Source organism: Rhizobium sp. ERR 942 (genome assembly GCF_007828395.1).
GTDB lineage: Bacteria > Pseudomonadota > Alphaproteobacteria > Rhizobiales > Rhizobiaceae > Rhizobium > Rhizobium dioscoreae.
In genome coordinates, this window is sequence record NZ_VIUA01000001.1 from 191,486 (window position 1) to 210,807 (window position 19,322).

Genomic DNA, 19,322 nt, shown 5'->3' on the forward strand with positions numbered 1-19,322 from the left:
GCTCAGTTCCGTCTCAAATTCCTGCCGGACGCCTGAGGTCGAGCGTCAGCGGGAATTCCACCGATGCAGTCTCCGGTCTTACGGCATAGCCACCTGCTGTATGCCCCCAAGGCTCGAAACGCGCAAGACGTCGCGCTTCCGCCTCATTGCCATTGACGGGGAAGGTGTCGTAGTTGCGGCCGCCCGGATGGGCAACATGGTAGATGCAGCCGCCGATCGAGCGGCGCGACCATGTATCGTAGATATCGAAGGTCAGCGGCGTATCGATGGGCAAAACCGGGTGCAAGCCTGAGGCTGGATGCCATGCCTTGTAACGCACGCCGGCGACCGAGACGCCTGCCATTCCCGTCGGCGCCAGCGGTACAGGACGGCCATTGCAGGTTACCGTATAGCGGGAGGGATTGGCGGTTTCGAACCGCACCTGCAGACGTTCGACCGATGAATCGACATAGCGCACGGTGCCGCCGATCGCGCCTTCTTCGCCCATGACATGCCAGGGTTCCAGCGCCTGGCGCAGTTCCAGCTTGCTGCCCTCGTATTCGACTTCGCCGCAGAAGGGGAAGCGGAATTCGAGCTGCGCCTGGAACCATTCCGGTCTGAGGTCGAAACCGTTTTCACGCAGGTCGGCGAGGACGTCGAGGAAATCCTGCCAGATATAATGCGGCAGCATGAAGCGATCATGCAGCGTCGTGCCCCAGCGCACGAACCTTCCGTCGATGGGATTGCGCCAGAAGCGGGCGATCAGCGCGCGCACCAGCAATTGCTGGGCAAGGCTCATGCGCGCATTCGGCGGCATCTCGAAGCCGCGGAATTCGACGAGGCCGAGGCGTCCCGTCGGTCCATCAGGCGAAAACAGTTTGTCGATGCAGATTTCCGAGCGGTGCGTGTTGCCGGTGACGTCGGTGAGAAGATTGCGGAAAAGGCGATCGACCAGCCAGGGAAGCGGCTGGATGCCGCGACCGGGCGCCGGCACCTGCGCCAGCGCGATTTCCAATTCGTAGAGACTGTCGTGACGGGCCTCGTCGATGCGCGGGGCTTGGCTGGTCGGGCCGATGAACATGCCGGAAAAGAGATAGGAGAGCGAGGGATGGCGCTGCCAGTGCAGCACCAGGCTCTTCAACAGGTCGGGACGGCGCAGGAAGGGGCTATCCATGGTATTGCGGCCGCCCACAACGACATGGTTGCCGCCGCCGGTGCCGGTGTGGCGGCCGTCGATCATGAACTTGTCGGTGCCGAGCCGGCTGGCGCGTGCCTCCTCGTAAACCGCCGTAGTGATATCGACGGCTTCCTTCCAGCTCGATGCCGGATGGATATTGACTTCGATCACGCCGGGATCGGGGGCGACGCGGATGACGTTGATGCGCTCATCCTGCGGCGGCGGATAGCCTTCGATGTGGACTGGCAGGTTGAGGGCTGCGGCCGCACGTTCCGCTGAGGCAACGAGATCGAGGTAATCCTCGACGCTGACCGTCGGCGGCATGAAGATGCAGAGGCGCCCGTCGCGAGGCTCGACGCTGATGGCCGTGCGCACATAGCCGCCGATCTCATCCAGGGATTGCGGCATGATCGGCTGCTGGCCGGTGAAGGGCTGGAAATGGGCAGCCTGCAGCGGTCGGCCCTTGTCTTCATTGTAATCCGGCAGCGCTTCACGCGGGATCGTCGGGTCCATCGGGTTGATGTAGGGATATTGCGATGCCGGTATCCAGCCAAGCGAGTTCAGCGGCAGGCGATAGCCGACCGGGCTGTCGCCCGGCGTCAGGAAGATGCGGCCGCGGCGCGTACGCCATTTCTCGCTCGTCCAGCGGCGGCCGCTGGCGCGCGCATTCCATGCCTGTATGGGAAGGACATAGCCCGTGGGCCGCGTCAGTCCACGTTCGAAGACGCGGGCCATGCGTGAACGCTCTTCCGGATCCTTCAGCTTCGAATTGGATGGATCGACATTTTCGGGCAGGTTCGCTTCCTTGACCAGCCATTCGGCCGGGTCCTCGAAGGCGGGCGCCACATAGTCCGGTTCGATATCGAGTTCGCCGGCAATGGCCGTCAGCAGTCGGCCGGCATCGTCTTCGGTGACGCTGTAGTTGCGGCCCTCATTGGCAATTAGATCCGGGTTCGACCAGATCGGCAGGCCGTCGCGTCGCCAGTAGAGCGAGAAAGTCCAGCGCGGCAGGCTTTCGCCGGGATACCATTTGCCCTGGCCGTAATGCAGGAAGCCGTTCGGTGCGAAGCGCTCCCGCAGGCGGCGGATCAGCGTGTCGGCTTTTTCACGCTTGGTCGGTCCTACAGCTGCCGTGTTCCATTCGTCGGACTGGAAATCGTCGATCGACACGAAGGTCGGCTCGCCGCCCATGGTCAGGCGTACGTCGTCTTCCTTCAGGATCGCGTCGACCTTTTCGCCAAGCGCATTCAATGCGTCCCAGCTTTCGTCCGAGAAGGGTTTGGTGATGCGCGGATGCTCGGCGACACGGGCGACCTTCATATCGAAGTCGAATTCGGTCTTGGCCTCGCCGAAATAGCCGCCCGAGATCGGTGCGGCATTGCGGTAATGCGGCGTGGCGGCCAGCGGAATATGGCTCTCGCCCGTCAGAAGGCCCGAGGTCGGATCGAGGCCCACCCAGCCGGCGCCGGGAAGATAGACTTCCGCCCAGGCATGCAGGTCGGTGAAGTCGACCTCTGTGCCGGAGGGGCCGTCGAGCGCCTTCAGGTCCGGCGTGAGCTGGATGAGGTAGCCAGAGACGAAGCGGGCGGCGAGGCCGAGGTGGCGCAGCACCTGCACCAGTAGCCAGCTCGTGTCGCGGCAGGAGCCTTTCGCCTTTTCCAATGTCTCCTCAGGCGTCTGGACGCCAGCTTCCATGCGGATGACATAGCCGATTTCCTGCTGCAGGCGCGTATTAAGGCCGACGACCATGTCGACGGTCTTTTGCTCTGAGCGGTCGAGCGTGGCGAGGAAGGCTTTCAGCCGGGGACCGGGTTCTTCCGGCTTCATGTAGATCGACAGATCCTCGCGGATGGTCTCGGGATAGTCGAAGGGCCATTTGGTGGCTTCCTCTTCGACGAAGAAGTCGAAGGGATTGTAGACTGTCATGTCAGCAATGAGATCGACCTCGATCTTCAGCTCGGTGACCGGATCGGGAAAGACGAAGCGGGCGAGATAGTTGCCGTAGGGGTCTTGCTGCAGATTGACGAAATGGTTTGACGGCGTGACCTTCAGCGAATGGCTGAGTACGCGCGTCTTGGAATGCGAGGCGGGTTTCAGGCGGATGATCTGGGGGCCGAGGCGGACCGGGTTGTCGTATTTGTAATGGGTGAGATGATAGATGCTCGCCTTGATCGCCATATGTCTCTTCGCCTAGCCCGCATCGTTGTGCGGTGATTGCTGTTCCCTTGGAGCAGTGTGTGCAATGCAGCGAAAGAAAGCAAGGTGTCTCCCGGCGCTTCGGAAAGTCCTGCCATGTAACCCCAAAACAAAAACGGCGAGCTTTTGCCCGCCGTTCTGAAATCTTGATCTGTTTGCCTGCGCTCAGCTTCTGCCGAACTCGTCGACAAGGCGGATGATGTCGTCTTCGCCGAGATAGGATCCGGTCTGCACTTCGATGAGCTCCAGCAGGATTTTGCCCGGGTTGGCCAGGCGATGCACTTCGCCGAGCGGGATATAGATCGATTCGTTTTCGCGCAGCATCTGCACATTCTCGCCGACCGTCACTTCGGCCGTGCCCTTGACGACGATCCAATGCTCGGAGCGATGGTGATGCTTCTGCAGCGACAGCTTCTTGCCCGGCAGCACGAAGATGCGCTTCACCTGGAAGCGCTCACCGTTCAGCACGGAGGTATAGCCGCCCCACGGGCGGTAAGAGGTGGGGTGCGTTTCGGTGAGCTTCGCGGTCTTCTTCTCGCTCGCCAGCAGCTTGACGAGCTTGCCGACTTCCTGGCTGTCCTTGAGGTGGCCGACATAGACGGCGTCTTCACTGGCGATGACGGCGACGTCCTCAAGGCCCTGCACGGCAACGTGCAGGCTGTGCGACATGACGAGCGAATTCTTGGTGTTGACCAGCGTCGTGGCGCCCGCCGACACGTTGCCGCTTTCGTCGCGGCTGCCGACTTTCCACACCGCATCCCAGCTGCCGAGATCGGACCAAGTGAAGGGCGAGGGAACGACGGCGGCGTTAGCCGTCTTTTCCATCAGCGCGTAGTCGATGGAGATGTCCGGGCTCTTGGAGAAATTGTCGGCGTCGAGGCGGGTAAAATCGAGATCGCGCGTCGATTTCGAGACGGCCTTGCTGGCAGCCTTTTCGACGTCGGGCGCAAATTCCTTGATCTCGGCGAGAAGCTGGGAGGCCGAGAACATGAACATGCCGGAGTTCCAGTAGAATTGGCCACTGGCAACCATCTCCTGAGCCTTGTCCAAGGCAGGCTTCTCGACAAAACGCTTGACGGCATGGGCGCCGGTCGAGAGCGCCTTGCCGGTTTCGATATAGCCATAGCCGGTGGCCGGTTCCGTCGGCTTGATGCCGAAGGTGACGAGCTTGCCCTGCAGTGCCGTGTCGCGGGCCAGGCGCACGCAATCATAATAGGTGGTGTTGGCATCGATCTCATAGTCGGAGCCGAGGACATGCATGATCGCGTCCTTGCCGAAGAGCTCGGTGACGAGCGCAGCGGCGGCGGCAACGGCAGCGGCAGTATTGCGGGCGATGGGCTCCAGCAGCACGGCGGCCAGTTTCAGGTCGAGTTCGCGGGCCTGCTCTGCGACGAGGAAACGGAATTCCTCATTGGTCAGGACGATCGGCGCTTCGTAGAGCTCGGGATCCGCCACCCGCTCCAAAGTGTTCTGGAACAGCGTCTTGTCGCCGATGAATTGAATGAATTGCTTCGGGGCGGAAGCGCGCGACAGCGGCCACAGCCGCGTACCCTTGCCACCTGCCATGATCACCGGAACGATCTTTGCTGCCATACTCTGCCTCTCCTGGACACTTCAAGCGAGAGCCGGCATCGAGAGCGCAATCGTTGCGCTTTCCGCCGTGCTCCTTCGACAACGTCAATCGCCATTGCGATATTTTTTGGCAAAACGCTAGCGCTAATATGCCAGTAGCGTAAACATTCGGCGATCTTAGCGCGGAAATCCCGATGAAAGTCCGCTGCACGCGCCTTTCCGAAAGGGGGAGCGAGGCAGAATCGATAAGTACGATCCTGCCCTCAGGATCCGCCATAGGCCAGCGAGGCTATGGCGATGATCGTCATTATGTCGGAGATCAAGCTTCCGCCCTGTCGTGCTCTTCATCGTGCGCTGGCGCATGGTCGAGACCATTGCGCCTGTTGTACCGGATCGAGGACCAGAGCGAGATGCCGATCAGGGCCGCGCCGCCAAGGCCGGTGATGACTTCCGGGATATGCGTCAGCGTCTGCACGTACATGATCACCGAAAGGATCAGTATGGCGTAGAAGGCGCCATGTTCGAGGTAGCGATAGTGGGCGAGCGTGCCTTTTTCCACCAGCATGATCGTCATGGAGCGGACGTACATGGCGCCGATGCCGAGGCCGATCGCGATGATGAAGAGGTTCTGGGTAAGAGCGAAGGCGCCGATGACGCCGTCGAAGGAGAAGCTGGCGTCGAGGATTTCGAGATAGAGGAAAGCGCCGAATCCACCCTTTGCCGCCGCGCTCATCGTTCTTTGCGAGGCATCCAGAAAGCCGGCCAGAACCTCCACGAGCAGGAAGGTGAGGAGGCCGTAGATCGAGGCGTGCAGGAAGGTCGTGGCGTCGTCACCGTCAAGCACGGAGGTGAAGATGAGGACCATGATCAGCACGAAGGCGATCTCCACGCCCTTGACGGTGGCGAAATGCGCCATCCGCTTCTCGATGAAGCTGATCCAGTGCACGTCCTTTTCGTGATTGAAGAAATAGGTCAGGCCCACCATCATCAGGAAGGTGCCGCCGAAGGCGGCGATCGGCAGATGTGCCGCCTGCATGATCTCTGCATATTGCTCAGGCCTGGTGGCGGCGAGTTGCAACGCTTCCCATGGATTGATCCAGGCGGCGATGGCGACGATCGCCAGCGGAAAGATGATCCGCATGCCGAAGACGGCGATGATGATGCCCCAGGTCAGGAAGCGATGCTGCCAGACCGGCGTCATCTCCTTCAGCTTGTTGGCGTTGACGATGGCATTGTCAAAGGAAAGCGAGATTTCGAGCACGGCGAGGACGGCACAGATGAAGAAGGCCGTGGCAAGACCGCTGAAAGTGCCGGTGGTGTTCCAGCCCAGCAGGGCACCGAGGGCAAGGCCGCCGACTGTAGCGGCAAAAGCCCAGCCGAAATAGCCGAGTACGGATTTTGAAGCGGTGCGCGAGTTCATGTGCGCGCCTCGCCGCAAAGGGAGTGAATCTGTCCGGATTGCGCGCATAGCCGCATACCGAAGACGGCATGCGGGTGAGGCATGGTCAAGCTGATCATGGAAACGAAGTCCGCCGGCTCATCTGCAGGCGGTACCGACATCGCGAGAGCGCCGTGAAAACTCTCGCCAGAGGGGCCCGGCACCAAAGTTCAATCCGTCGCCGATGTCAGGGAGGCGCGGAGATGCTTCATAGTTAGTGAAGTTGCGATGCAGGTCAAGAGTTGAAATCGTGGCGACAGCAACTGCCCTTGATAATTGCGAATTCGAGGAACCAAACAGGGAGGGCCGCGTTTGCCCTTCAAGCGGCCTTGTGCCGCCCCGCCGCTTCAAAACCTCAGGCGGATCGTTATCCCGATAACAGCGACAGACAGGAGAAGCTCCGATGAGCCCGACACCCATCCACCCCAAGTCGCAAACGCAAAAACCGGAACTGACGGAACGACAGAAAAAGGCACGGCCGAATACGCTACGCCAAGCTCAGGTCCTGCCGCCGCATCAGGTGGATCTTACCCTGCATCCCGTCACCCACGAGGATGTGCACGTTCCTGCACACGTCAACGGCGCAGACCTGTCGCGCGAGGCGCCGGCGGATGCCAATCATGGTCGGAAGCAAAAGACCACGCCGCGGCATTAATTCGAGTGTTGGAGCTCGGACGGTGGCAGCGCGGCGAATGACCGCTACTTGTGTCGAGGCGTCTTGCCGTCGGAAGTAAAGCTGCCGTTGAAGCTCATCTCGGTCGATTTTGCCGAGCATTCGATGGCGATCGGCTTGCCGGCATAGGGATTGGCGAAGGTGCAAGTGCCCTTGGCTTCGACCTGGCCCGATATCTTGCCGCCGGCACCGGTCGAGATGACGTCGATCGGCAATTGCGCCGTCCCCTTCTGGCTGCCTGCCTTGATGCCCTTGCCGTTGCCTTGGAAGCCGAGCATCTTGCCGCCGGACGTGAAGATGAAGGTCACGGATCCATCGGGGCCGGTGACGCTGGCGATTTCGGCCTTGCATCCCTTGGAGGCATCGAGCTTGCCGACCACGAGCTTGGAGCATTTTCCACTAACGACGGTGACGCCTTTCGATGGGAAATCATCCACTGCGCCGGCCGAGGTTGCGGCCAAGATGGTCAATCCAAAAGCAATGCCTGCGAATCTCATAAGTGGGGCTCCTTTCAAGCCCCAGCAAATTCGCCGATCCAAATGTGGCAGTCAACCCGAAGCGGGGCGCAAACCCGAAACCCGCTGAAATCGCTCGGATTCATACTGGGCGCTTCAGCGTTTGACGTCACACATCTCGCTATTGCAAGGCCATCCACGGTCCCTGCGCGAAGTGCGTTAATGTTGCTGCGCCGATTCCGGAACGAGCGAGCCGATCAACTGCAGCAGGGCATTCTGGCGATTGCCGCCACCGGCCAGGAATTCATAAAGGGTCATGCTCTTCTCGCTGCCGCCGTCGACGACATAATCCGCTTGGCGAATGACGTAGACCTCGCCGCTTTCCGTGTCGCGGGCGAGGTGAAACATATATTCATCGCCGTTGGGCTTGTGGTTCTTGTAGAACTGCCGCTTCACCACCGTCATCTCGTCCTCCCGTATGATCGATGCGCTGATATGACAGTAGGATGACGGCGCGGCCGGAAGTCAAGCGGCTTGTGGCGGGAACTTGTGTCGCAGGCTCCGTTCAACTCGCAATCGCAGCGAACAGCAGCATGTGATTGGCTATCTTTCAAAAGACTACTATTCTCGACCTGCGCTCGAATTTTTCGGGACGCAGCTAGTTGGAGATCGAAGCACATGAGAATGATGTTAGCGCTGGGAGCGATTTTGAGCCTGGCATGCGTCTCTGCCGGTGAGGCGCCTTCGAATTACCAGACCTACTATGGCGGCATTCGCGCCGACAGCGATCCAGTGGTGCTGGCAAGATATGACAGGGCTCTCAATCATTGCGAGCCCGAAGCCTATTCCTGGCGGCGTGGATCGCCGGATGCGAACAGCACACTCTACTGGCTGGCTCTCAGGGATTGCCTCTACCGCCAGGGCTTCGTCGATCGTGGCGTCTATGCCTACCCGACGACGGCGGTGCTGCGGCATATTCTGGATCGCTGACGGTCGACAAACGGCCGCGGCCTGGCGAAACACTTTGCCCATGCAAAACTTCCGCGACATGCGCAGATGTAGCCAAACGACAGGAAATGAAAAAGGCCTTTCGATTTCTCGAAAGGCCTTGCTTTTCAGCGAATTAGGATGGTGGGCGTGACAAGGATCGAACTTGTGACCCCTACGATGTCAACGTAGTGCTCTCCCGCTGAGCTACACGCCCATCCGATGGCGGCGCATAGATCACAAAACCTTGGTCGCCGTCAATAGGCTTTTTTTCGGTTTTGTGACTGGGCCGCCGAAAGCCTTATGCAGCAAGGAGTTTGTTGACCTCGTCGACCAGCTCGCGGAGGTGGAAAGGCTTGGAAAGGACCTTGGCATCCTTCGGCGCCTTCGAATCGGGGTTCAAAGCGACGGCGGCAAAGCCGGTGATGAACATCACCTTCAGGTCGGGATCGAGCTCGGTGGCGCGCCGCGCCAGCTCGATGCCGTCCATCTCGGGCATAACGATGTCAGTCAAAAGCAGCGAGAACGGCTCTTCGCGCAGCCGGTCGTAAGCGCTGGCTCCATTGTCAAAGGACAAGACCTTGTAGCCGGCTTTTTCGAGTGCCTTCACGAGAAAGCGACGCATGTCGTTGTCGTCTTCGGCAAGAAGTATCTTCTGGGTCATCATCTCTATCGCTAATCAACTTTGTCTTGTTGGACTCGTCCAGCGTTTAGGGTACCGCGACGCCGTAAACAAGCCGTGAATGGTCAGCCAAAACGCGCCATTCCAGCATTTGTTCGAAGCATAGGTGGATTCCACGAAAACGTCCTGCGTTTTCGCTAATCGGGCTTCCGAGATTCCGAATACGGTGTTTTGGATTAAGGCCATTTCGCTCAAGTTACTATGGACTTGCGGTCATGCAACTGGCAACATGATTACTGCGACAAGTTGTTGACATGGTAAAGACGTTGATGTCCGCAGAAATGCGCAGTTTCGAGATTTTCGAGGTATTGGAGCCGGCCTCCCAGACGATACCGTTTGTCTACAGCTCGCCTCATAGTGGTCGCATCTATCCCCCCGATTTCGTCGCCCAGTCCCGCCTGCAGGGCATCGCCATCCGCCGCTCCGAGGATCATTATGTCGACGAGCTTTTTTCGGCGGCAAGCTCTCTCGGTGCGCCGCTACTGTTTGCCAATTTTCCGCGCGCCTATATCGACGTGAATCGCGAGCCCTACGAGCTTGATCCGCGCATGTTCGACGGTGCACTACCATCCTATGCGAACATCAATTCGCTGCGGGTCGCCGGCGGTCTTGGCACGATCCCGCGAATCGTCGCCGAGAACATGGAGATCTATGCGCGCCGCGTCCCGGTAGAAGATGCGCTGAAGCGCATCGACACGATCTACAAGCCTTATCACGCCACGCTGCGGCGACTGATCGCGCGCACCCATGTCAAATTCGGCTTCGGCGTGCTGGTCGATTGTCATTCCATGCCGGGCAATATCCGTATCGCCGGCAGCAACATGCGGCCGGATTTCATCCTCGGCGACCGCTACGGCACCAGCGCCTCCGCCGAGCTTTCGCGCGCGGCCATGCAGATTCTCGAGGAGCTCGGCTTCAACGCGGTGCGCAACAAGCCCTATGCAGGCGGCTTCATCACCGAACATTACGGCCGCCCATCCCGCGGGCTGCATGCCCTGCAAATCGAGGTCAATCGCTCTCTCTATGTCGACGAGACAACGCTCGAGAAGCGTCCGGATTTCGACAAGGTCGCCGCCGCCATCACGCTCTTCATGAAGCGCATGGCTGAGCATGTGGAATCCTATACAGGCGATCCGGCGCTGGCCGCCGAATGATCGTTTTGTCGTCGTTGAGTTTGCCGAATTGACGCGCGGCCAGGCAAAATCTCTTTATGGGCGACGTCGGAATTCGAAGCTGCCGATAGGCTGTGCGTAGTGGGTGGGCGATGCATCGGACTATCACTGTCACCTACACGGAAGAAATGGTACGCGATGCCGTGACGGCCTTTGTCTGGCGGCGGCTGATTGTCAATCAGCGCCTCTGGGTCGCTGAAATTGCAATAATCCTGCTTTTTCTTTGGCAGCTTTGGAGTGATGGCACCGGATGGCTGACCGGCGTCTTCGGCAGTCTCGTTCTTCTCTGCCCGGCTATGATTATCGTCTTATGGATCGCGCATTACCGCAATACGGCTGGAAAGTTCCGCAAAATGTCGACGCGACAGGCGGTGTTTGCTTTTCATGATGATGGATTTGACGTGGCGTCCGAGTTGGGGGCGGCCAACGTTCCCTGGTCCACCGTTACCGAAATCTGGCAGCGGCCGACCTATTGGATGATATTTACAGCCATCAACCAGTTCATGACGCTGCCCACTCAGGCGGCAGACAGCAATGATCTCGATTTTGTGAAATCGAAGGTGCCTTCCACAGTACCGCAGTGAATGCGGATTCCTTTGCAAAATAGGGTAGGTCAGGCAAAAAAAGAACCGCGCTCGTGGCGCGGCTAAGTCTAGGGAGGAAACACCCAAGGAGGGTATTTACAGTCAGAAGACTGCATGAGGATATTGCTGCTGCGCTGCACAAATGTCAAGCACTTTATTGCAGTGCAAAATATTTAGGCAAACTTAAAAATCCTGCCTGATCCGCAGGCATTGCGCCCAGTGCGTCATCATCCGGTTTGCTTCACGACTTATATGCGTTATGACATCGCCATCCCGTCACTTATCCGGATTCACCATGCTTCCCGATCGCTCGTTCTTCTATCGTCTGGCCGAAGCGGCCAAGGCCGAAACCCTGCCGCGCTTTCGTGCCGGCATCGATGTGGTCAACAAGGAAGCCAAGGGCTTTGATCCCGTGACGGAAGGGGACCGTGCGGCCGAACAGGCGATTCGCGCATTGATCGAGGCCGAATTCCCGGAACATGGCATTCTCGGTGAGGAGCATGGCAATGTCGGGCTCGACCGCGAGCATGTCTGGGTCATCGATCCGATCGACGGCACGCGCGCGTTCATCTCGGGTGTCCCGGTCTGGGGAACGCTGATCGGCCTGCAGAAGAACGGCCGCGCCGTCATGGGCCTGATCGACCAGCCCTTTACCGGCGAGCGCTATTTTGCCGATAGCAATGGCGCTACCTATTCGGGCCTTGATGGCGAGAGACGGTTGCAGGTCCGCGATTGCGGCAGCCTCTCGAACGCCATCCTCTTCACCACCTCGCCGCATCTCTTCGTCGGCGACGAGCTTGCCAAATATCGCGAGATCGAAAGCCAGGTCCGGCTCTTCCGCTATGGCTGCGATTGCTATGCCTATGCGCTGCTTGCGGCCGGCCATATCGATCTCGTCATCGAAAATTCGCTGAAACCCTACGATGTCGGCGGCATCATTCCGGTCATCGAGCAGGCCGGCGGCATTATGACCACCTGGGATGGCGGCCGACCGGAAATGGGCGGAACGATCATTGCAGCCGGCAGCCGAGCCGTTTACGAGCAGGCTTTGGCCGTCCTGTCGCGCTGAGAATCAAGCTTGCGCTTTGATCTCATAGGCATTGCTCTCGGCGTCGCTGCCAGGGATGAAGGCGTGGATCGCGGCAAGTGCCTGGTTGCGATAGATGTCCCGTTCCTGCAGGATTTCATGCTTGGCGCCGTGAATTGGAACGAGCTGTGCGGCGCGGAAATAGCGCGACAGCCGCTCCTGATCGGCATAGGGCACCACGCCGTCGCGCGTCGGCGCGATCAAGACAGTGGGGACCTGAATTGAAAACAGGTGTTCGGGCCTGTTGACCCGTTCGATCGCCCGCAAGGCTTGCGACAGCCAGCGTGCCGTCGGCGGCCCCAGGCAAAGCTGTGGATAGGTGATGCCGATGCCGGTGTTGCGCCGGTAGCGCTGCTCGTCCGTCGTTAACGGGTTTTCAGCAAATGGCCTTTCCTTGAACTTCTTGCTGAACTGCATCCGGCCTAGGCCGACACCGCTGACCGCGCCAGACAGAAAGCGGATAAAACCAGGGGAGGCGCCATGGCCGGTCAAGCCGATGAAGGGAGCCGACAGCACCATGCGCTCGATGCGGCTTGCAAGCCTCGGCGCCGCTGAGAGCGCAATCAGCGCGCCCGTCGAATGAGCGAGGAGAAAGAAGGGCAGGCGCGTATCCGGCAGGACGATCTTGTCGAGGAAGGCGGTCAAATCCCGCTCGTAATCGGAAAAATGGCGGATATGGCCGCGCAAAGGGTCCTTCAGCAGCCGCTCGGATCCACCCTGGCCGCGCAGGTCGAAGGTTGCGACCCACAGACCCTTGGCTGTGAGGTCGCGGATCGTCTCGAAATATTTTTCGATGAACTCGTTGCGGCCCTGCAGCAGAACAACGGTTCCCTTGGCAACCGGCTGCTCGCAGCGGAAGACGGCATAGCGCAGCTTGCGGCCGTCAAAACTTTCGAAGAAGCCTTCGGTGCGGTTTTCCGGCACCTGATTATCTGCTGTGGAATAGAGGACCGAATCCATGACGGTGTCGCGCCTCGCTGACCAATGGCTCATCCCAAGGGGATAGCGCAGCCTCGTGGAATTGCAACAGGTTTGTTAGCGGTTCCGGCAATCGAATTCCGCGCTTCTCAAGACGATACTCTTCCATCGGCGATTCCGATGACGCTATCGTTTTTCTCCGTTTCATCTTCTTGCGCAGCTTTGCGAATGTTCGGCCATGGTCATCACCTGCTGGAATGGAAGACATGGCAATCACTGAAATTGCGAATTCGAGAATTCTTATTGTCGGCGGCAGCTCCGGAATGGGATTGGCGCTGGCGAAACGCGCGCTCGCAGCTGGAGCCGAGGTCATTATCGCTGGACGGAACACGGACAAGCTCCAGCGCGCTTACGCGGAACTCCAAAGCCCATTGGTTTCCATTGAGACGGTCGATGTCGCGCAAGAAAGCCAAGTGGCCGATCTGTTTGAGCGCATCGGCCGGCTCGACCATATCGTAAGCACTGCCGCCGATATCGAAGGCGCTTATGAGTTGCTGCCTTCATTGGACCTCAGGGCTGCGCAAAGGGTCGTGGACAGTAAATTCTACGGTCCGCTGCTGCTTGCGAAATATGGGTCGCCTTTACTCTCCGCCGCTGGCTCCATCACGTTCACGTCAGGCATTGCCGCTTATCGTCCGGCCGCACGAGGGTCGGTGGTCGCTGCCGCCAATGCTGGTCTGGAAGGGCTGGTTCGCGCACTCGCCGTTGAGTTGGCGCCCATTCGTGTGAACGCCGTTTCACCTGGCTGGGTCGATACGCCCATCTGGACGTTCGTTGCCGGTGATCGCAAAGAGGAAGCATTGGGCGCGATGGCAAAACGGCTGTTAGTCGGACGAGTGGGACAACCGGAAGACATCGCCGATGCTATCAGCTTCCTGATGGGTAACGCCTTCACAACAGGGACGATACTGCATGTCGAGGGCGGACATCGGCTGATCTAGTGGACGCAAAGCCGGCGCTTGCGAAAGCCAGGAACAGCTTCAAAACCGGCGGCTGAACACGCCTGCGCCGCCAGATCATCACAAGCGAGGCTGTCCGCATTGGCCCCGGCCAGGGCATTTCGTCGATTTCGCCACGATGGAGTGCGTCGGCGACGGCAAACCGAGGAACAAGGCTCGAGCCCGTACCGGCTGCCACGAGCCGCGCAATGGTGCCGATGCTACCGACTTCGGCGGCGAGCTTCGGTGCTGCCGTCCCTGCTGCCTCGAATGCCTTGTCGAACAGGTGCCGGTAGATGCAGCCGTCTTCGGTTGCTACGAAGTTCATCGAAGCGAGTGCCGCCAGATCGCTCGTCTTTGATGACGCCTCCGGTGCGGGAGGGGTGATGAGGATCAGCGGCTCCGTCGATATCACTCGCTTTGCGAGGCGTTCATCGACCTCGCCCCTGTCAAAGCAGAAGGCGACGTCGATCTCACCGGCTTCGAGCTTGCGCAATAGATCGCCGCTGCCCGCGATCGTAACACGCAGATCGATATCGTGATGATCGCGCCGAAGGGTCGGCAGCCATTGCGGAAGCTTCATGGAAGCAATGGTCTCTAGCGCGCCGATCGTCACCTTGCCAGCCGCAGCTGCGGAGACTGCTTCAACGGCAGCGCGCGCCTCGTAGGCGATTGCCAGTAATTCCTCGGCATAGGGTTTCAGTGCCTCGCCAGCTGCCGTCAGCTCCAGGCCCGATCTCGACCGGATAAAAAGCGCAGTGCCCAATTCAGCCTCGAGCGACTGGATCTGATCGCTTACGCTCGATTGCGCGAGATGGACCTCTTCGGCTGCACGGGTGAAGTTCCGGTTCCGCGCGACCGCCAGGAATGTCTTGAGTAATCGGGGGTGCATCGAGCCGTGCCGAACCAATGTGAAGGCGCCCTCGAATAAGGAGACGGCGCTCAATACTCGTTAGGCTGCCATATCCGTTATATCGACGTCAATGCACCACGGGATGGCAGCTAGTATCCGCAATTTATTGTGCTCTCGGAGGTGCCTGCGGCATGAAGCCAATCGCGTCAAGCCTTCGGTGCCGCCGCTCTCCGTTCGAGCGCGGTCTGGCGAATGATCTCGGCGATCTCCGGGCTGCTGCTCGATAGCATCTGGAAATCCGATGCATAGAGCGACAGCAGCGAGACTTCGGTCGCGGCGCTGACAGTTGCCGAGCGGGGCTCGCCAGTAATCAGCGCCATCTCGCCGAAGAAGCTGCCGGAACCAAGTTCCACTGGATTCGGCGTCGCGACGCTGACGCGGCCCTCGACGATGAAATACATCTGGTCGCCGGCTTCGCCCTTGCGGCAGATGATGCCACCGGCCGGCACCACACGGGGTCTGAGCGCCCGTACAATCTCGATGAGTGCGCCCGAACCGAGCTTCTGAAACAGCGGAACTCCCGCAACCAGCTGCCAGTTGCGCACGAAGTCCTGGCGGCGAACCTCTTCGTAGAAGCCGGTGGCGAGAATGCCGGCCCATAAGGCAAAGATGCCGATTCCGCACATCATGACCAACCCGGCAAGGGTGCGACCGGCGAAACTTTGCGGGATTTCGTCACCATAGCCAGTGGTCGATAACGTCGTTACGGCCCACCACATTGCGAGGGGAATACTGCCGAACTTGTCAGGCTGGACGTCACGTTCGATGATGTAAGCCGCAAGCGCTGCGGCGAACAGAACGATGACAAAAATCGAGGTAACGCCGATCAGGTTGCGCGCTTCCTTGGTCAAAACCCTGCCCAGCAGCCGGAAGAAGATCGAACCCCGCAGCGGCTTCAAAAGCCAGATGGCGCAATAGAGGCTTTGATCGCGCCCTCGGATGAGAAAAAAGGCAACTAGAGGGACCAGAACGGCCAGCATGTCGACGGCGATTTCCGGGATCCTGCCGCGAACGTCCCTTGTGCGATGTATGACCAGCGTCTCGATCAATTGCAGAACATAGATGGCCCAGACGCTAGCAAGCACGACTTCCAGGATGAGCCTCGTCTGTCCGACGATATCAGGCGTCGTAAGCACCGCCACCGTCAGCAGACCGATTGCAGCCAGAAGCGTATTCAGCGATGAGGAAATCTTCGAGAAAGAAAGCGCCGACATTATATCCCCCGGGCAATACCCTGGGGGCAGCCACTCGCCCGAGAATAGGATGGCTTAGATCCAAACGTAAAGAGCGCAGGGACGTGCTGTCTCCTCCATGCCCAACCCGGCAATCTGTGCCTTGCGCTGCTACTTTAGGCTGACCTCAAGAGGGAAGCCCTTGAAGGGCTTGATTTCCTTCAGCACGAATGTGGTCTGCATCTCCTTGATGCGCGGCAGGCGGCGCACCACCGCCATGGCGAAATCGGCGTAGCTGTCGAGATCGGCGGCTACGACTTGCAGCAGGAAATCCGCATCCCCGGCGATGCTGTAGCAGGCCACGACCTCATTGAGTTTCAGCACATCGCGCGAGAATTCCTCGGCTTCCGCCTCGCTATGGCTGTCGATCTTCACCCGAATGAAGGCAAGGACGCCGAGGCCGATCTGGCGCCTGTCGAGGGTGGCTGTATAACCCTGGATCACGCCCGTTTCTTCCAGCTGGCGCACGCGCCGCCAGCATGGCGACGTCGAGAGCCCGACTTCGGAGGAAAGCGCCTGATTCGTCAGGCGTCCGTCCTTCTGAAGGGCGCCGAGAATCTTCAAATCAATGGGCTCAAGAGAATTAGGCATATCCAACCGTATATCCGCAGAAACGGGGTAGATACTACCATATTATCCAATTATGCAGCAATAAAAGGCAAGATTGTCCCCGATGCGCGAGATATCCTGCGATCACTTTTATCAATTGCAGCAGGTCTCCATGCTTCCCGATATTCGTCTAGCCATCGTCATCAATCCGGCATTGCCGCTCGGTCTGATCGCCAACACCGCCGGTGCCATCTCGATCGGCTTGGGCGCAAAGTTTCCTGCGCTCGCGGCCAGGCAATTGACTGACAGGGAGGAGCGCACCATCGACATCAGCTCGAACATGCCCGTTCCGATACTGCAGGCGGATGCGGAAACCATACGATCTCTGTTGCTGAAGACCCTGCCGGTCGAAAACGACCGCGCAATCGTTCCGTTTCCTGCCTTTGCCCGCTCGCTGCACGATTACAGGGAATATGAGGCGATATTTCCGGATCGCGATCTTGCGGGCGAGGCGATCGACGGTCTTGGGCTGGCCGGCCCTTCGAAGTGGGTGAAATCGCTGACTGGTTCTCTGAAGTTGCTGCGATAGTGTCCGCTAAGAAAAAAGGCCGGCTTGCGGAGATAGAGAGATCCGCTTCGCCGGCCGAGCAAGGACTGAAGAAGAAGGGACGATACACTTCAGTCATCGGACGATGGTGTTCCGATGGTTTGGACGATAGACCAGCCAGCCTGAACCGGTTCCGAACCATCCGTTCATCTGCGGTTCACGCAGCGATTTTCCGCAAAATGGGAGGCGGGCACAGGGGCTTGAACTCCGCAAAAGCGATCCCCATCTCTTTTTCGCGGGTGCCAAACGGGCCTGCGAAACCGTCCCCAGGGCCGCCGAGAGTGGGGTCATGGGACAGAATTGAAATCGCAATTGTCGCTCACAGGAGGACTTCCATGCGTCACGTAGACTTCTCTCCCCTTTACCGTTCCACCGTCGGTTTCGACCGTCTCTTCACCATGCTCGACAGCCTTGGCCAGCCGGATCAGGCCCAGACCTATCCGCCCTACAATATCGAGCGCACGGGTGAGAACACCTATCGCATCACCATGGCCGTTGCCGGTTTCGATGAAAAGGAACTGAGCATCGAGGCCCACGCCCATGTCCTTCAGGTCAAGGGCGAAAAGAGCGAAGAGCCGGCTGAAACCAGCGAATATCTCTATCGCGGTATCGCCAAGCGTGCCTTCGAGCGTCGTTTCCAGCTTGCCGACCATGTCGAGGTTCAGGCTGCTTCACTGAAGAATGGTTTGCTGCACATCGACCTGCTGCGCAACATTCCTGAAGCCATGAAGCCACGCCGTATCTCCATCGCGGCCGAGCCCGTGGAAAGCCCGAAGGCCATCGAGGCTCATATCAACTAAGTACGGCTGACGGTCTGAGACCGTCATGCCGGGCTGGCGGTCTCTGGCCGCTAAGCTCCTGATCCTCCCAAGATCAAAAGAAGCGGCGCTCCATCAGGGTGCCGCTTTTGTGTACGCTTGGCAGTTGATTTTATTCTACTGCGCGCTCAGCTCTCATATCGGGAGCGCGCGAAGTTTTGCGCTCTTATTGATTGGTACTTCATGCATGGATGGCGCCTGAAGCAGATTGGTAATTTGTAATATTTCAGGCCAGCGCCAAATCAAGATGGATGCGACCTGATTTAGTGGCGCCTTCTGGTAAGCCGGCGCCAGAATAAAGCCGTGAAGTCCCGCTGACCGAAGCGCCGCTCTTTCAGCGGAATTTCTTAAGACGCGTCCATCTCCGGAGATGAAAATCCATTGGTCATTAGATTTTCGAAGAAGATCGATCCACTCCAAGTCCGTGGAATGTCTCCCGTTCGGCAGGGCTGGTACATCACGTATATGTACTGCGGTGTGACCTTGATGTTGAACAAAACCGTGTAACGTGGTGGCAAAGACAGGAGATGTGCAATTGTCAAAAAAGACGTTCACGCCGCTAGCCGTTGTTCCATCATCGTTTCAAATTCGATGGCGTTTTTGATCGCTGTCTCGGATACGTCGTATGCCAGTGCGGCATTTCGAATTCCGCCATCGTGCTTAGCCGCGGCTGCTAGAACTGCCGTTGGTACACTCGATGACGCATCTATGGGTTGGCCGAACGAGCGAGCGGGATCGATAACGACATTAAGTCGCCGGCCTGCTGGCCACCAAGCCAATGGATTTCCATCGCTGCCAAAATCAACAGTCTTCAGAATGGGATCTAGAATAGTATTAAATTCAAATTGCTTGCGAAATAGGTTGAGTAAAAGTTCCCGCCTTTCACCGTCGTCGTCTTCTTCAACAATGTGGAGGAAAATTTCGCGCCCATCTGTTCGGAAGCGATTAGTCGACAAAGGTCTGTCCCGGCCGATGATGTCTCTGGCGACCTCGATCGCGGCACGCACTCTAATTGCTGACACTCCGACTTGGATAAATGCGTCCGCTACACGCACTTCCATAAGATCGCGAAACCCAAGGAATATTCTATCATCACCAAGCGAAATCTCAGGTGTCCAAAGAGGCGGATAATACTTCCCCTTAATATTGTGGCCTCTTAGCCAGCGTGAAATTTTGGTTGGTGCGATGCGCAAGAGCTTTCCTGCTTCCGCAGGAGTATATAGGCCGACACCAATCAATTGATCATTGCTCATGCAGCCATAATCCATCAGGTTGATTCGCTGTC

20 protein-coding genes and 1 tRNA gene are annotated in these 19,322 nt (G+C 58.7%); 8 read left to right on the forward strand and 13 right to left on the reverse strand.

Translation table 11 applies throughout. The features are described from left to right. Nucleotides 1-13: 13 nt before the first annotated feature. The 3 genes from FBZ97_RS00900 to FBZ97_RS00910 all read right to left on the reverse strand — a co-directional run bounded on the left by FBZ97_RS00900 (nt 14) and on the right by FBZ97_RS00910 (nt 6,344). Nucleotides 14-3,334 (reverse strand): transglutaminase family protein, encoded by a 3,321-nt coding sequence (locus FBZ97_RS00900; RefSeq protein WP_145316035.1) that lies wholly within the window; start codon nt 3,332-3,334, stop codon nt 14-16. A 183-nt stretch (nt 3,335-3,517) separates the two neighbouring features. Beyond that, on the reverse strand, nt 3,518-4,945 hold the full coding sequence (locus FBZ97_RS00905; RefSeq protein ID WP_145316037.1) for a mannose-1-phosphate guanylyltransferase/mannose-6-phosphate isomerase: 1,428 nt from the start codon (nt 4,943-4,945) through the stop codon (nt 3,518-3,520). A gap of 298 nt (nt 4,946-5,243) precedes the next feature. Continuing rightward, nucleotides 5,244-6,344, reverse strand: coding sequence for a DUF475 domain-containing protein (locus FBZ97_RS00910; protein WP_145316038.1), 1,101 nt, complete (start codon nt 6,342-6,344; stop codon nt 5,244-5,246). A gap of 421 nt (nt 6,345-6,765) precedes the next feature. Between FBZ97_RS00910 and FBZ97_RS00915 the strand changes: the two genes are divergently transcribed. Continuing rightward, nucleotides 6,766-7,017, forward strand: a complete 252-nt coding sequence (locus FBZ97_RS00915) for a hypothetical protein (protein ID WP_113330506.1) — start codon at nt 6,766-6,768, stop codon at nt 7,015-7,017. 44 nt (nt 7,018-7,061) lie between these two features. On the opposite strand, the gene FBZ97_RS00920 is transcribed toward FBZ97_RS00915, so the two are convergent. Both FBZ97_RS00920 and FBZ97_RS00925 read right to left on the reverse strand, forming a co-directional pair. Further along, nucleotides 7,062-7,532 (reverse strand): hypothetical protein, encoded by a 471-nt coding sequence (locus tag FBZ97_RS00920; protein ID WP_145316040.1) that lies wholly within the window; start codon nt 7,530-7,532, stop codon nt 7,062-7,064. 177 nt (nt 7,533-7,709) lie between these two features. Continuing rightward, nucleotides 7,710-7,955, reverse strand: a complete 246-nt coding sequence (locus FBZ97_RS00925) for a hypothetical protein (RefSeq protein ID WP_069613279.1) — start codon at nt 7,953-7,955, stop codon at nt 7,710-7,712. Nucleotides 7,956-8,168: 213 nt separating this feature from the next. Between FBZ97_RS00925 and FBZ97_RS00930 the strand changes: the two genes are divergently transcribed. Then, nucleotides 8,169-8,480: a hypothetical protein gene (locus tag FBZ97_RS00930; RefSeq protein ID WP_113389199.1), complete on the forward strand. Its 312-nt coding sequence runs from the start codon at nt 8,169-8,171 to the stop codon at nt 8,478-8,480. A gap of 139 nt (nt 8,481-8,619) precedes the next feature. Here the strand turns inward: FBZ97_RS00930 and FBZ97_RS00935 are convergent. Then, a tRNA-Val gene (locus tag FBZ97_RS00935) sits at nt 8,620-8,694 on the reverse strand. An 84-nt stretch (nt 8,695-8,778) separates the two neighbouring features. Continuing rightward, nucleotides 8,779-9,141: a response regulator CpdR1 gene (gene cpdR1 / locus FBZ97_RS00940; protein ID WP_004117561.1), complete on the reverse strand. Its 363-nt coding sequence runs from the start codon at nt 9,139-9,141 to the stop codon at nt 8,779-8,781. 287 nt (nt 9,142-9,428) lie between these two features. Between cpdR1 and FBZ97_RS00945 the strand changes: the two genes are divergently transcribed. The 3 genes from FBZ97_RS00945 (at nt 9,429) to hisN (ending at nt 11,984) form a co-directional block, all read left to right on the forward strand. Then, the gene (locus FBZ97_RS00945) at nt 9,429-10,313 is read left to right on the forward strand and encodes an N-formylglutamate amidohydrolase (RefSeq protein WP_069613332.1); all 885 of its coding nucleotides are present in this window, start codon (nt 9,429-9,431) and stop codon (nt 10,311-10,313) included. A 146-nt stretch (nt 10,314-10,459) separates the two neighbouring features. Continuing rightward, complete coding sequence (locus tag FBZ97_RS00950) at nt 10,460-10,915, forward strand: YcxB family protein (RefSeq protein ID WP_145316042.1); 456 nt, start codon at nt 10,460-10,462, stop codon at nt 10,913-10,915. A gap of 295 nt (nt 10,916-11,210) precedes the next feature. Next, nucleotides 11,211-11,984: a histidinol-phosphatase gene (gene hisN / locus FBZ97_RS00955; protein WP_113420212.1), complete on the forward strand. Its 774-nt coding sequence runs from the start codon at nt 11,211-11,213 to the stop codon at nt 11,982-11,984. A gap of 3 nt (nt 11,985-11,987) precedes the next feature. On the opposite strand, the gene FBZ97_RS00960 is transcribed toward hisN, so the two are convergent. Further along, nucleotides 11,988-12,962 carry an alpha/beta hydrolase gene (locus FBZ97_RS00960; RefSeq protein ID WP_145316044.1) on the reverse strand — a complete coding sequence of 325 codons (975 nt, stop codon included), beginning with the start codon at nt 12,960-12,962 and terminating at the stop codon, nt 11,988-11,990. A gap of 224 nt (nt 12,963-13,186) precedes the next feature. Here FBZ97_RS00960 and FBZ97_RS00965 point away from each other — a divergent pair, with 224 nt between their 5' ends. Next, a complete protein-coding gene (locus FBZ97_RS00965) occupies nt 13,187-13,921 on the forward strand; it encodes an SDR family oxidoreductase (protein WP_145316046.1) in 735 nt (244 codons plus the stop codon). On the opposite strand, the gene FBZ97_RS00970 is transcribed toward FBZ97_RS00965, so the two are convergent. The 3 genes from FBZ97_RS00970 to FBZ97_RS00980 form a co-directional block, all read right to left on the reverse strand. Continuing rightward, entirely contained in the window at nt 13,872-14,810 is a 939-nt protein-coding gene (locus FBZ97_RS00970) for a LysR family transcriptional regulator (protein WP_145316047.1), read from the reverse strand. The two genes, FBZ97_RS00965 and FBZ97_RS00970, sit on opposite strands and share 50 nt — an antisense overlap. Before the next feature lie 167 nt (nt 14,811-14,977). Next, nucleotides 14,978-16,045: a cyclic nucleotide-gated ion channel gene (locus tag FBZ97_RS00975; RefSeq protein WP_145316049.1), complete on the reverse strand. Its 1,068-nt coding sequence runs from the start codon at nt 16,043-16,045 to the stop codon at nt 14,978-14,980. Nucleotides 16,046-16,174: 129 nt separating this feature from the next. Then, nucleotides 16,175-16,654 carry an Lrp/AsnC family transcriptional regulator gene (locus FBZ97_RS00980; protein WP_113330579.1) on the reverse strand — a complete coding sequence of 160 codons (480 nt, stop codon included), beginning with the start codon at nt 16,652-16,654 and terminating at the stop codon, nt 16,175-16,177. Nucleotides 16,655-16,784: 130 nt separating this feature from the next. Here FBZ97_RS00980 and FBZ97_RS00985 point away from each other — a divergent pair, with 130 nt between their 5' ends. Continuing rightward, entirely contained in the window at nt 16,785-17,201 is a 417-nt protein-coding gene (locus FBZ97_RS00985; RefSeq protein WP_113389196.1) for a DUF2000 domain-containing protein, read from the forward strand. A 353-nt stretch (nt 17,202-17,554) separates the two neighbouring features. Continuing rightward, nucleotides 17,555-18,019: an Hsp20 family protein gene (locus FBZ97_RS00990; protein WP_113389195.1), complete on the forward strand. Its 465-nt coding sequence runs from the start codon at nt 17,555-17,557 to the stop codon at nt 18,017-18,019. 153 nt (nt 18,020-18,172) lie between these two features. Here FBZ97_RS00990 and FBZ97_RS00995 read toward each other — a convergent pair whose 3' ends face one another. Both FBZ97_RS00995 and FBZ97_RS01000 read right to left on the reverse strand, forming a co-directional pair. Further along, nucleotides 18,173-18,592 (reverse strand): hypothetical protein, encoded by a 420-nt coding sequence (locus FBZ97_RS00995; protein WP_145316051.1) that lies wholly within the window; start codon nt 18,590-18,592, stop codon nt 18,173-18,175. Beyond that, nucleotides 18,589-19,290: a hypothetical protein gene (locus tag FBZ97_RS01000; protein WP_145316053.1), complete on the reverse strand. Its 702-nt coding sequence runs from the start codon at nt 19,288-19,290 to the stop codon at nt 18,589-18,591. The genes FBZ97_RS00995 and FBZ97_RS01000 overlap by 4 nt, the downstream gene beginning before the upstream one ends. Nucleotides 19,291-19,322 lie beyond the last annotated feature (32 nt).